The organism is Parathalassolituus penaei, from assembly GCF_026626885.1.
In the GTDB taxonomy this organism is placed as follows: domain Bacteria; phylum Pseudomonadota; class Gammaproteobacteria; order Pseudomonadales; family Oceanobacteraceae; genus Oceanobacter; species Oceanobacter penaei.
The window spans coordinates 103,816-115,978 of sequence record NZ_JAPNOA010000020.1; the positions used below are offsets into that span (position 1 = coordinate 103,816).

Annotated in this window: 11 protein-coding genes; 3 read left to right on the top strand and 8 right to left on the bottom strand. The window is 59.1% G+C overall.

What is annotated here, in order from left to right:
• Positions 1–25: 25 nt before the first annotated feature.
• The 4 genes from dauA to OUO13_RS07400 all read right to left on the bottom strand — a co-directional run bounded on the left by dauA (position 26) and on the right by OUO13_RS07400 (position 5,688).
• Positions 26–1,825 carry a C4-dicarboxylic acid transporter DauA gene (gene dauA / locus OUO13_RS07385; protein WP_283173226.1) on the bottom strand — a complete coding sequence of 600 codons (1,800 nt, stop codon included), beginning with the start codon at positions 1,823–1,825 and terminating at the stop codon, positions 26–28.
• Between the two features lie 101 nt (positions 1,826–1,926).
• A complete protein-coding gene (eat, locus tag OUO13_RS07390) occupies positions 1,927–3,363 on the bottom strand; it encodes an ethanolamine permease (RefSeq protein WP_283173227.1) in 1,437 nt (478 codons plus the stop codon).
• Positions 3,364–3,398: 35 nt separating this feature from the next.
• Positions 3,399–4,250, bottom strand: a complete 852-nt coding sequence (eutC, locus tag OUO13_RS07395) for an ethanolamine ammonia-lyase subunit EutC (protein WP_283173228.1) — start codon at positions 4,248–4,250, stop codon at positions 3,399–3,401.
• Positions 4,243–5,688 carry an ethanolamine ammonia-lyase subunit EutB gene (locus OUO13_RS07400; RefSeq protein ID WP_283173229.1) on the bottom strand — a complete coding sequence of 482 codons (1,446 nt, stop codon included), beginning with the start codon at positions 5,686–5,688 and terminating at the stop codon, positions 4,243–4,245. The genes eutC and OUO13_RS07400 overlap by 8 nt, the downstream gene beginning before the upstream one ends.
• A gap of 265 nt (positions 5,689–5,953) precedes the next feature.
• Between OUO13_RS07400 and OUO13_RS07405 the strand changes: the two genes are divergently transcribed.
• The gene (locus OUO13_RS07405; RefSeq protein ID WP_283173230.1) at positions 5,954–6,892 is read left to right on the top strand and encodes a helix-turn-helix domain-containing protein; all 939 of its coding nucleotides are present in this window, start codon (positions 5,954–5,956) and stop codon (positions 6,890–6,892) included.
• Positions 6,893–6,912: 20 nt separating this feature from the next.
• Here the strand turns inward: OUO13_RS07405 and OUO13_RS07410 are convergent, their stop codons facing one another.
• The 4 genes from OUO13_RS07410 to OUO13_RS07425 all read right to left on the bottom strand — a co-directional run bounded on the left by OUO13_RS07410 (position 6,913) and on the right by OUO13_RS07425 (position 9,522).
• Positions 6,913–7,212 carry a DUF167 family protein gene (locus tag OUO13_RS07410; RefSeq protein ID WP_283173231.1) on the bottom strand — a complete coding sequence of 100 codons (300 nt, stop codon included), beginning with the start codon at positions 7,210–7,212 and terminating at the stop codon, positions 6,913–6,915.
• 18 nt (positions 7,213–7,230) lie between these two features.
• Positions 7,231–7,821, bottom strand: a complete 591-nt coding sequence (locus tag OUO13_RS07415; RefSeq protein ID WP_283173232.1) for a YggT family protein — start codon at positions 7,819–7,821, stop codon at positions 7,231–7,233.
• Between the two features lie 108 nt (positions 7,822–7,929).
• On the bottom strand, positions 7,930–8,748 hold the full coding sequence (gene proC / locus OUO13_RS07420; RefSeq protein ID WP_283173233.1) for a pyrroline-5-carboxylate reductase: 819 nt from the start codon (positions 8,746–8,748) through the stop codon (positions 7,930–7,932).
• Positions 8,749–8,808: 60 nt separating this feature from the next.
• Complete coding sequence (locus tag OUO13_RS07425) at positions 8,809–9,522, bottom strand: YggS family pyridoxal phosphate-dependent enzyme (protein WP_283173234.1); 714 nt, start codon at positions 9,520–9,522, stop codon at positions 8,809–8,811.
• Between the two features lie 193 nt (positions 9,523–9,715).
• Here OUO13_RS07425 and OUO13_RS07430 point away from each other — a divergent pair, with 193 nt between their 5' ends.
• Positions 9,716–10,750: a type IV pilus twitching motility protein PilT gene (locus tag OUO13_RS07430; protein ID WP_283173235.1), complete on the top strand. Its 1,035-nt coding sequence runs from the start codon at positions 9,716–9,718 to the stop codon at positions 10,748–10,750.
• A gap of 71 nt (positions 10,751–10,821) precedes the next feature.
• Positions 10,822–11,937: a PilT/PilU family type 4a pilus ATPase gene (locus OUO13_RS07435; protein WP_283173236.1), complete on the top strand. Its 1,116-nt coding sequence runs from the start codon at positions 10,822–10,824 to the stop codon at positions 11,935–11,937.
• Positions 11,938–12,163: the final 226 nt, after the last annotated feature.

Sequence of the window (12,163 nt, forward strand, 5' to 3'; positions counted from 1 at the left end):
GCACCTCCAGACGTGGTGGGCCATTTTAGCCATGCAGGGGCCGGATGTCTTGCGCTGGATCGGAATTCAGAGTGCCATCCGCTACTGGCGCACGATTGTTCAGGCGTTGCAGGGCATCGGCCAGCGTCGGAGCAGCCCCCAGCACATCGGTTGCCGCACTCAGACCTGAGCGCGCCAGCGCCCGCAGCGGCTGGAATTGCAGATCGGTGAGGATGATCTGCATCTGCTGACGGCGGGCTTCGTCGATAAAGCGACTCATGGCGGCAAGGCCTCCGGCATCCAGCAGGGTAACGCCATCGAGATACAGGATAATGCCCTGACGCTGATGGCCATCGGCGCGGATCATCAGGGTCAGTTCGGCAAAAATGCGGTCGGCGGCGGCAAAAAACAGCGGCCCGTTGATCTTGAAGACCTGCCAGCCTTCCGGCAGTGGTTCGTTGATCAGGCGCGAGTGAGTGCTGACATCACTGACGCGGGTCATTTCGGCGACGTTCTGCATAAACAGCAGCGCGGCCAGCACAATTCCCACGGCAATGGCGATCACCATATCAAACAGCACGGTCAGGCCCAGACAGGTGAGCATCACCAGAATGTCGTGGCGCGGTGCGGTTTTGATGAAGTGCAGCAGCTTGTCGGCCTCGGAGATATTCCAGGCCACCAGTAACAACAAGGCGGCCATCGCCGCCATCGGCAACTGTGCCAGTACCGGTGCCAGCAATAACAGACCGGCCATCACCACCAGTGCATGAATCACGGCTGCCAGTGGTGAACTGGCTCCGGCCCGATAGTTGGCGGCCGAGCGGGCGATAGCGGCGGTGGCGGTGATGCCGCCAAAAAACGGCACCAGCAGATTGCCGAGCCCTTGTCCCAGCAATTCGCTGTTGGCGCTGTGGCGGCTGTTGGTCATGCCATCCAGCACCACGGCACACAGCAGCGACTCGATGGCTCCCAGCATGGCAATCGAAAACGCTGCTGGTAACAGCGCCTGCAGGTTGTTCCAGCCCCAATGTACGGTCTGGCCGTCCGGGCCGGGCATGTTCCAGGGCAAGACAAATTCCGGCCAGAACGGTGGAATCCCCTGACCAGCCGAGCCGTCGGGCCAACTGAAGGTAAAACGTGAACCTATGGTGGCCTGCTCATGGCCATTGGTCGCCAGCAACAGCGCCAGCCCGGTGCCGACCAGCAAGGCGGGCAAATGCGGTGGCAGAGCAATGCCGGTGCGTTTCCACAGGATCAGGGTTAACAGGGTTACGGCGCCGGTAAGGGCACTGGGCCATTGGGTCTGGCCGAGTGAAGCCAATAAATGCCCGGCCTTGTGCCAGTAATGGCCAGACAACGGCCCCAGGCCCAGCCCGAGAAAGTCATCGACCTGCAGGGTCGCAATCACGATGGCGATACCGGCGGTAAAACCGAGGGTGACCGCTTCCGGGATGTATTCAATCAGACGGCCAAGTCGGGCCAATGCCATGGCGATCATAATCAGGCCGGACAACAACGTCGCCATCAACAGGCCGCCGAGGCCAAATTGCTGGGCAATGGGCAGCAGGATCACCACAAACGCTGCGGTCGGACCGGAAATGCTGAAGCGCGAGCCGCCCGTGAGAGCAATCACCAGACCGGCGATCATGGCGGTGTACAAACCGTGTTGGGGGGGAACACCACTGGCAATGGCCAGCGCCATCGACAGCGGAATCGCAATAATCCCCACTGTGATACCGGCGATCAGATCACCGCGTAACTGGCGGCTGCCGTAAGGACGTTCGAGGCAGGACTGGCGCAGGGCATCACCCACACGCAGGGAAAACAGATGGGCACGGTGTGCCATAACGCCCCCGAAACAAGAACAGAGACGGAGATTGTACTCCGTCTCTGTGTTCTGGAGGCTCAGCTCAGACAAATGTCGGAGTTGTTAGCCTTTGTCCGGTTTCAGGCTACCTGACTTGCCGTGTTCATGCTGGCAGTCGGGGTTTCGCTGGTATCCAGATCCGATTGGGCAGCAGCCAGCATGGCGAACTCTTCGTCGGCTGATTTGGCAACCAGATGGTTCTTGCTGTAACCGAAGAACCAGGCGGCACCCACTACAAACAGCACCAGCGTGTACATAAAGGCGCGTGGATCGAAGGCGTAAACACCGGTCAGGGCCACCAGTGACAGCAGCAGGGCGATACCGGAGGTGAACATGCCGCCTGGAGTCTTGTACGGACGTGGCAGGTTCGGTGCACGCAGACGCAGCAGGATGTGGCTCAGTGCCATCAGGGCGTAGGACACCGTGGCACCAACTACTGCCATTGCCAGCATCAGGTCACCTTCACCGGTCAGGGAGCACAGGAAACCGAACACACCCGGAATGATCAGGGCACGGGCTGGCACCTTGCGTTCAGTGGTAACAGACCAGGATTGTGGCAGGTAACCGGCACGTGACAGGGCAAACACCAGACGGCTGTAACCGTAGATGATGGAGAAGAACGAAGCGACCAGACCCACCAGCGCCAGCACGTTTACCAGAGTCGCCAGCTGATGATTACCGGTAGCATTCAGGGCATCCACCAGAGGTACTGCGCTGGCCCCCATGGCTTCCGCACCGGCTGCACCTGGCACCAGCACCACTACCAGCAGGGCGCTGACCAGCAGGAACAGCATGGCACCGATGATACCGCGTGGTACGTCACGAGCAGGATCACGGGCTTCTTCAGCGGCCAGTGGTAAACCTTCTACCGCCAGGAACAGCCACATGGCGAACGGCAGGGCTGACCACACACCAATCCAGCCCATCGGCATGAAGTTGTTACCGGTTTCGGCGCTGGCGATATCAAACAGATGGCTGCTTTCGAAGTGTGGAACCAGCGCGAAGGCGGTGCCCACAATCGCCAGCACAGCGAGGGCGCTGATCACCATCATCACTTTCAGGGCTTCACCGGCACCGGCCAGGTGAATCCCCACAAACACCAGATAAAACGCCGCGTAGACCCACGGGCCGTTAACCCCGATCAGGGATTCCACGGCGGAACCGATAAAAATCACAATGGCAGCGGGTGCCAGCGCGTATTCAATCAGGACTGCCAGACCCGTCATATAACCACCCGCCGGGCCCATGGCCTGACGGGCAAAGCTGTAACCGCCACCAGCAGCCGGAATGGCCGCCGACATTTCCGCCAGCGACAACACCAGCGTGAAGTACATGATCGCCATCAGCACTGCGGCGATGGCAAAACCACCCCAACCGGCCTGGGCAATACCGAAGTTCCAACCGGCGAAGTCGCCGGAAATAACGTAAGACACACCCAGACCGGCGAGCAGAACCCAGCCGGCGGTGCCTTTCTTGAGTTGCCGTTTGGCGAGATATTCCTGATGGGATGCAGACATAAGTGGCTACCTCTTGTGGATAAAGTGACCCGGCATCAACCGAGCAGAAAACTTCCGGATTCGTGTTGTTGTTCCAGCGGCGTGTCGTCACTGCGGTCCTTGAGGTTGACCCCGGACAGTTGCAGACGACGGGCTTCGCTGAGCAGATACAGCGCCTTGCGGGCCGCTTCCGGATGGTTGAGGCCTTCCGGGCGGACGTTGGAAATACAGTTACGCCAGGCGTCGGTGAGGCCGCGGTGTGGATTCCAGGTCAGGTACAGACCGAGACTGTCCGGTGAGCTGAGGCCTGGACGTTCACCAATCAGCACCAGCACCGTGCGGGCGTTTAACAATTCACCGATGTCGTCACCAATGGCGACCCGGCCCTGTTGCACCAGACTGATCGGCGCCAGACGCCAGCGGTGTTCACTGCTGGCCATGGCGCTGGCCAGTTCACGGATAAAGAGCACGGCGTTGTGGGCAATCGCGGTGGCCGACAGACCATCAGCGATTACCAGCGCGAGATCGTAGGGTTCGCTGACGTTGTCCTGTTCCTGCTCTTGTTGCAGCAACACGCGGGACGCTTCACTGAGGCGACGGCCAAGGTCCGGGCGCTGCAGATAGGTCATACGGTCAACGGCTTCGCTGTGCAGGTGTAACGGCAGCGCCGGGTTCAGCAGCGGCTGGTCGGCCGCCAGTTGTTCCAGTTGCAACGTGATGCCATCAAGATCCAGCGGGGTATGCACCGCATCGCGGGCACGGGCGTGAGCGAGCTGGAATTCCAGCAGTTCACGGGTGGGCAGGCTGACACCACTGCGACCCAGGCCAATACGGGCAGCGGTGTAGCTGCGCAGACGTCGCCACGGGTTATCCACCACGCCATTCCAGTCTTCTGGCTGATTAACCATGACGACGGCCCTCCGCAGTGTCGGATTCTGATGAACTGTTAACCGCAGGCAGCGCCTGCAGGGAACTGCTGAACGCTGGTGGCAGGTGATCGTTGAGACGGGCACCGGCGGCGTTGGTCATGATCTGCATGTTTTCCAGCCAGGCTTCGAACTCCGGTGACGGGCTCAGGCCCAGCACCCGGCGTGCGTAGAGGGCGTCGTGGAACGAGGTGGTCTGGTAATTGAGCATGATGTCGTCGGAGCCAGGGATGCCCATCACAAAGGAACAACCGGCGGTGGCCAGCAGGGTCAGCAGGTTGTCCATGTCGTTCTGGTCGGCTTCGGCGTGGTTGGTGTAACAGACGTCACAGCCCATCGGCAGGCCCAGCAACTTGGCGCAGAAGTGGTCTTCCAGACCGGCGCGGATGATTTCTTTGCCGTCGAACAGGTACTCAGGGCCGATAAAACCAACCACGGTGTTAACCAGCAGCGGGTTGAACTTGCGCGCCACGGCGTAAGCACGGGCTTCACAGGTTTGCTGGTCGAGGCCATGGTGAGCGTTGGCCGACAGGGCGCTGCCCTGTCCGGTTTCGAAATACATAACGTTGTTGCCAACAGTGCCGCGCTTTAGCGACAGCGCCGCCTGTTCGGCTTCGGCCAGGGTGGCGAGGTTAAAACCGAAACTGCTGTTGGTTGCCTCGGTGCCGCCAATCGACTGGAACACCAGATCCACCGGTGCGCCCTGTTCGATACATTCCAGCGTGTTGGTCACGTGAGTCAGGACGCATGACTGGGTAGGGATCTCGTACTTGCGGATCACCTCGTCCATCATCTTCATCAGGCGGGTTGCCTGCGCCACGTTGTCGGTGGCCGGGTTGATACCAATCACCGCATCACCACTGCCGTACAGCAGGCCGTCGAGCATGCTGGCGGCAATACCGTTCATATCGTCGGTCGGGTGGTTCGGTTGCAGACGGGTCGACAGGCGTTTGGCCAGACCGATGGTGCTGCGGAAGGCGGTGATCACCCGGCACTTCTGCGCCACCAGAATCAGGTCCTGGTTGCGCATGATCTTGCTGACGGCGGCGGCCATTTCCGGGGTCACACCGGCGCGGATAAACGCCAGCACGTCGCTGGTGGCGTGGTCGGACAGCAGCCAGTTACGGAAATCGCCAACGGTCAGGTGGGAAATCGGCGCAAACGCAATCGGGTCGTGATCATCGATGATCAGGCGGGTGATTTCGTCCAGCTCATAAGGCACCAGCGCTTCGTTGAGGAAATTCTTCAGCGGTACCTCGGCCAATGCCATCTGGGCGATTGCCCGTTCCTCGGCAGAGCGGGCAATCACACCGGCGAGGCGGTCGCCGGAGCGAGCCGGGGTGGCGCGTGCCATCAGCTCGCCGAGGTTGCGAAATTCCCAGGTTTTGCCGCCCAGTGAATATCGATAGGCCTTGTGCATGTGAGTCTCCAGGCAAGTTGCCTGTTGCCGACCGTGCGGGTGGCCGGGGAACAGGACTTGCTCATTCGTACTGATTGATCGTGTGTTCATTGATGCCAACCCTGTTCCGGATCACTATCGGATTTTGGCAAACTTGAAATTTCCGATAGCATTCAATGAGTTATCTTCATAATCAGGCCCTGTGAATGAGCACGGGGCAAAACGCAGCGGAGTTTTGACGGCCGTGGAGCACCAACAGCAAGCATCGCAGGCACCGGATTGGTGCGTGACCGAAGCGCAGGACGCTGACGAACACGCTCATAACCTGCGTGACTGGCAGCAGCAGTACGACCAGCTCGGCAGCGGCCGCTTTTATGGTCGTATTGACGAGCTGGTGCTGCCGGATTTGCAGCTGTTTACCGAACACACCAGCCATGCCCTGCGCCAGCAATGTAATGTCTGGCCCGATTCGTTATGGCTGGGGCTGGCGGTGAATCCACAGGAATGCCGCATCAATGGTGAAACCGTGGCGGCGTCGGAAGTGATGTGTCGCCCCGGTAATCTCGACTTTGAACTGCTGACCCCGGACCACTTTGATATCTACGGCATTGTGGTGCGGCAGGCTGAACTACAACGGCAGGCTGAACTGCAGGGTATTGAATGGTCAGAAGACTGGTGGTTGGCACCACGGCGCGGTGGTGATCCGCAGCGATTACAGGCCTTGCGTCAGGATCTCGGGCGTTTGCTGGCGATGGCCGCCGCAGGTGGCAGCGGGGTGCCAGCGCGCTTGCAGCAGGAATTGATGCTCGGTCGGGTGCTCGACTGGTTACAGGGCTCGGATGCCAGGGCCGCCGAAGCGCCTTCTCATGGGCGTCGCAAACAGGTGGTGGATCAGGTGCGCGAATACGTGCGGGCTCATCCGGACGAGGTTCTGACCATTACGGATCTCTGCGAACGGGTGCATGTCAGCCGCCGTACCCTGCAATACAGCTTTGAATCGGTGATGGGCATCAGCCCGTTACGCTTCTTGCGACTGGTGCGTCTTAACGGTGTACGGCGGCAGTTATCCACACCGATGGCGGAAGCCGACTGGCGACCACTGGCGACTATTGCTGCCAGCTGGGGCTTCTGGCATCCGGGGGAATTTGCGCGGGATTATCGGGATCTGTTTGGGGAAAGCCCGTCGACTACCCGCGAGCGGGCCAGTCAGAACGGCGAAAGCTGAGTGGACGGGGTTCGGATTTCTTAACGGCTGCCCAGCCATTCCTGCAAGGCGTCCGGGATACGCGCCGGGGTCGTGATTTTTACCCGCTTGTGGCGATTGAGTTCACCACTGAGGATATCCACCGCCGACTTGCTGACGCCAAACTGTTTGGCCAGAAACTTCACCAGCGCGGCGTTGGCCTTGCCTTCGATCGGCTGGGCCTGAATCCGCACCTTGAGTGCCTCGCCGTGCAAACCGGCAAAATCATCCTTGCTGGCATTGGGCTGCAGATGGCAGGTGAGGACCAGATCCTCGCCCTGCCACTGAAAGAACATCGTCATCAATCAGACCGGATCAGATCAGAAACCGATGGCCAGACCCCGTGGCATTGAGGTCATCATCGCCAGCGGGTTGAGGATCAGGATTTCGAAAATCTGGATGATCAGGAACACCACAATCGGTGACAGATCGAGGCCACCCAGGTCTGGCATACGCTGACGCACCGGGCGAATCAGCGGTTCCAGAATCTGGTTCACCAGAATCAGCATCGGGTTGTAGCTGTTCGGGGCGATCCAGGACGCAATCACCATAATGATCATGCCCCAGAAGTAGATCTTCACCAGCAGCGACAGCAGGCCCACGCCGGCCCAGATCACCAGGTTCATCCACGGAATACCGGGTTGACCAACAATCACCAGAATCAGCGCCATCAGCAGCAGCTGTGAGCCGTAGGCCAGCACCAGCGAAGCGATGTCGAGGCCACCAAAGCCCGGAATTACCCGACGCAGTGGTATCAGCAGCGGGTTGGAAAAACGCACTACAAACTGCGAAATCGGGTTGTAGAAGTCGGCGCGTACCAGCTGCAGCAGGAAGCGCATGATAAATACCAGCAAGACCAGACTGCCGATGGAGTTAACCAGCAGAATTCCTACCTGAGAAAACGGAGACATGGTGATTCCCTGTTGCCTGTTGCGTTAATTTCTTTTTAGCAAACCTGTCGTATGAATGACAGGTTTGCCCGACCGCTCCCGCTCAGAGAGTGAAACGGTCTGCAACGATCAGTCACCCAGCAGGCGATTGAGTTCCCCGGCACGATCATTGGCCGCTTGCATGGCAGCGTCCACGATGTCGCGCAGGTGAGCGCCTTCGAAGGTGAAAATCGCACGTTCAGTGGTGCCGCCCGGTGAGGTCACACGACGACGCAGCTCGGCTGGGCCAACATCGGCGTTGGCGGCCATCTGGCCAGCACCCAGCGCGGTTTGCAGCGCCAGCTGACGGGAGGTTTCTTCACTCAGACCGAGTTTTACACCGGATTCGATCATGGCTTCGATCAGCAGGAAGAAATACGCCGGGCCACTGCCAGACAGGGCGGTGACGGCATCGATTTCCTGTTCGGACTTCAGCCATACGGTGATACCGGTGGCCTGCATCAGACGATCGGCCAGCGTACGCTGTTCGATTTCGACCGCTTCACTGGCCACCATGCCGGTTGCGCCCACGCCCAGCAGGGCCGGGGTGTTGGGCATACAACGCACCAGGTTGCGGCAACCGCTCCACTTTTCCAGATTGGCCAGGGTAATACCGGCGGCAATGGAGATAATCAGTGGCTGACGTGCGGACAGGGTCGCCTGCAGCGGTTCCAGCACGGTTTTCATCATTTGTGGTTTGACGGCCAGAATCACCAGATCGGCTTCACTGACGGCTTCGAGGTTATCGGCGAACGTCTGGACCCCAAAGCTCTGGGCCAGGTTCTGGCGTTGCTGCTCGCCCGGGTCGCTGACGCGAATGGCGTTGGCAGTCACTTCGCCCTGACGGATAAGGCCACCAATAATGGCGGTGGCCATGTTGCCGCCACCGATAAATGCGATCTGGCTCATGCGTATTCCTTAAAAACGGTTAATTCGTTTGCAAACGGTTTGATGCCGGTCTGGCCGACATCAAGGGTGGTAGTCGCGGGCACCAAAGATGTCGGTGCCAATTCGCACCTGGGTACTGCCTTCCGCAATCGCCAGTTCGAGGTCGCCGGACATCCCCATCGACAGGGTATCGAGGCGTGCATTCGGATAATCCAGCGGCTGGCGCTGCTGCATCTCTTCCAATAATAGCTGCATCCGCCGGAACTGGTCGCGCAGACGTTCCTGATTGTCGGTATCTTCAGGGATACACATCAGGCCGCGCAGACACAGGCGCGGCAAGTTATTCACCAGCTGCGCCAGTGCCGCCACGTCGGCAGGCATAACGCCGGATTTCTGCTCTTCTTCGCTGATGTTCACCTGAATCAGCACATTCAGCGCTGGCATTGACGCCGGTCGCTGGTCGTTGAGACGGGTTGCGATACGATCGCGCTCCAGCGTTTCCATCCAGTGAAAGTGTTCAGCCACCGAGCGGGTCTTGTTGGACTGCAGCGGGCCAATAAAATGCCATTCGATATCGGTGAGGTCGGCCAGCTCCGGCATCTTGCCGAGTGCGTCTTGCAGATAGTTCTCACCGAACGAGCGTTGACCAAGGTTGTAACACTCCCGAACCATACTGGCCGGCTTGGTTTTACTGACGGCCAGCAGGCGTACGTGTGCACGCTCGACACCACTGTTGTGACAGGCGTTGCTGATACGTTGGTCAATCCGGATGTAGTTTTCTTCGATAGTAGACATTGGTTCGGCTTGGTTTAGGATGATGAGCCAACGGGCCAGATGCCCGCTGCCATATGTGCTGATCATATAAAAGCTTGTGCCGGGGCGCCATGCCAGACGGGATATCCGTGGCAGGTTTCCGGCCAGTCCGGATGGTTGCTGATGGCTCCACAGTCATGTGACATACCCGGCCGCCGCAGAGGAGATTTAGGCGATGGATATTACCGAATTGCTGGCATTCAGTGCCAAGCAGGGCGCTTCGGACTTGCACTTGTCAGCCGGTTTGCCGCCGATGATTCGTGTCGACGGTGACGTGCGCCGGATCAACCTGCCACCACTGAGCCACAAGGAAGTACACGCGCTGGTGTACGACATCATGAACGACAAACAGCGTAAGGACTACGAAGAATTCCTTGAGACTGACTTCTCGTTCGAAGTACCGGGTGTGGCGCGTTTCCGTGTAAACGCCTTTAACCAGAACCGCGGTGCCGGTGCGGTATTCCGTACCATTCCGTCCAAGGTTCTGACCATGGACCAGCTGGGCATGGGTGAAGTGTTCAAGAACCTCGCCAATGTGCCACGTGGCATTGTGCTGGTGACCGGCCCGACCGGTTCCGGCAAGTCCACCACCCTGGCGGCCATGATCGACTACATCAACGACAACAAACACGACCACATCCTCACCATTGAAGACCCGATCGAATTCGTACACGAATCGAAAAAGAGTCTGATCAACCAGCGTGAAGTACACCGTGACACCTTAGGCTTTAACGAAGCCCTGCGTTCCGCACTGCGTGAAGACCCGGACGTGATTCTGGTGGGTGAGATGCGTGACCTTGAAACCATCCGTTTGGCCCTGACCGCCGCCGAAACCGGCCACGTGGTATTCGGTACCCTGCACACCACCTCCGCCGCCAAGACGATTGACCGTATTGTCGACGTTTTCCCGGCTAACGAAAAATCCATGGTGCGTTCGATGCTGTCGGAATCCCTGCAAGGGGTAATCTCCCAGGCACTGCTGAAGCGTGTGGGTGGTGGCCGTGTGGCATCTCACGAAATCATGATTGGTACTCCGGCGATCCGAAACCTGATCCGTGAGGACAAAGTGGCGCAGATGTACTCCGCGATCCAGACCGGTGCTTCCTACGGCATGGTGACCATGGACCAGTCGCTGAAGAACCTGCTGGCACGTGGTCTGATCACCCGTGAAGGCGCCCGTGAAAAAGCCAAGGTGCCGGACAACTTCTGATCCGGCTGGCTGCTTGAAAGGACAGGCCCGGTACGCTCCGGGCCTTTAGAGGAATTCCGAGGTAAACCGCTATGTCGATGGACAAATTCCTGCGCCTGATGGTCGACAAGGGCGCATCCGACTTATTTATCACCGCCGGTGCACCACCGTCGATGAAGGTAAACGGTCAGATGCTGCCGTTGAGCAAACAGGCGCTGGCAGCAGAACAGACCCGCGATATCGTGCTGGGGCTGATGAACGGCCAGCAGCAGGATGAGTTTGAGAAACACAAGGAACTCAACTTCGCCATCAACGCCCGTGGTATCGGCCGTTTCCGTGCCAGTGCGTTTTACCAGCGTAACGTCTGTGGCATGGTACTGCGTCGTATCGAGACCCGTATCCCGGAAGTGGATCAGCTTGGTCTGCCGGACGTGATCAAGGAACTGGCCATGACCAAACGTGGCCTGATCGTGTTTGTGGGTGCGACCGGTACCGGTAAGTCGACCTCGCTGGCGGCCATGATTGGTCACCGCAATCGCAACTCCAAGGGCCATATCCTCAGTATCGAGGACCCGATCGAATTTATTCACCAGCACGATGGCTGCATCATCACCCAGCGTGAAGTGGGCCTCGACACTGAAAGTTTCGACGTTGCCCTGAAAAACTGTCTGCGTCAGGCCCCCGACGTGATCCTGATTGGTGAGGTGCGTTCCGCCGACACCATGGAACACGCGATTACCTTCGCCGAAACCGGTCACTTGTGTCTGGCCACCCTGCACGCCAACAACGCCAACCAGGCGCTGGAACGTATCATTCACTTCTTCCCGCCTGAGCGTCACAGCCAGATCTGGATGGACCTGTCGCTGAACCTCAAGGCCATTGTTGCGCAGCAGCTGATTCCAACCCCGGATGGCCGCTCCCGTCGTGCGGTGGTGGAAGTACTGCTGAACTCGCCGCTGGCATCCGACATGATCCGTAAGGGTCAGGTACACGAACTGAAACCGCTGATGCGCAAATCGGTGGATATCGGGATGCAGACCTTCGACCAGGCGCTGTTTCATCTGTATGAGCAGGGTGAGGTGACGTACGAAGATGCGCTGTCGCATGCGGACTCGCCAAACGACCTGCGTCTGATGATCAAGCTGGCATCGGAAACCGATGCGGAGCATTTGTCGGCGTCGACGCGCAAGCTGAAGCTGGAGAATTGATCCGGCGCTACGCGGGTTTGCGGGTTATCCACAGGCGGCTTCGGCCGCCTGTGTTGTTTCTGGCTTCAGACACCAGGCGCTTGTCCTGCCGGGGGGCCTTTGCTGTCAGTTTGGATGGATGCTGTTCGCCAGACGCCAGACGCCAGACGCCAGACGCCAGACGCCAGACGCCAGACGCCAGACGTCAAGCCGCTTGCCCTCTTGGGGGACCTTGTCCCCCGGCCGG

Bases quoted from the DNA above. Each gene is read 5' to 3' on its own strand.
- dauA (WP_283173226.1), bottom strand. From the start codon at position 1,825: ATGGCACACCGTGCCCATCTGTTTTCCCTGCGTGTGGGTGATGCCCTG.
- eat (WP_283173227.1), bottom strand. From the start codon at position 3,363: ATGTCTGCATCCCATCAGGAATATCTCGCCAAACGGCAACTCAAGAAA.
- eutC (WP_283173228.1), bottom strand. From the start codon at position 4,250: ATGGTTAATCAGCCAGAAGACTGGAATGGCGTGGTGGATAACCCGTGG.
- OUO13_RS07400 (WP_283173229.1), bottom strand. From the start codon at position 5,688: ATGCACAAGGCCTATCGATATTCACTGGGCGGCAAAACCTGGGAATTT.
- OUO13_RS07410 (WP_283173231.1), bottom strand. From the start codon at position 7,212: ATGACGATGTTCTTTCAGTGGCAGGGCGAGGATCTGGTCCTCACCTGC.
- OUO13_RS07415 (WP_283173232.1), bottom strand. From the start codon at position 7,821: ATGTCTCCGTTTTCTCAGGTAGGAATTCTGCTGGTTAACTCCATCGGC.
- proC (WP_283173233.1), bottom strand. From the start codon at position 8,748: ATGAGCCAGATCGCATTTATCGGTGGCGGCAACATGGCCACCGCCATT.
- OUO13_RS07425 (WP_283173234.1), bottom strand. From the start codon at position 9,522: ATGTCTACTATCGAAGAAAACTACATCCGGATTGACCAACGTATCAGC.
- OUO13_RS07430 (WP_283173235.1), top strand. From the start codon at position 9,716: ATGGATATTACCGAATTGCTGGCATTCAGTGCCAAGCAGGGCGCTTCG.
- OUO13_RS07435 (WP_283173236.1), top strand. From the start codon at position 10,822: ATGTCGATGGACAAATTCCTGCGCCTGATGGTCGACAAGGGCGCATCC.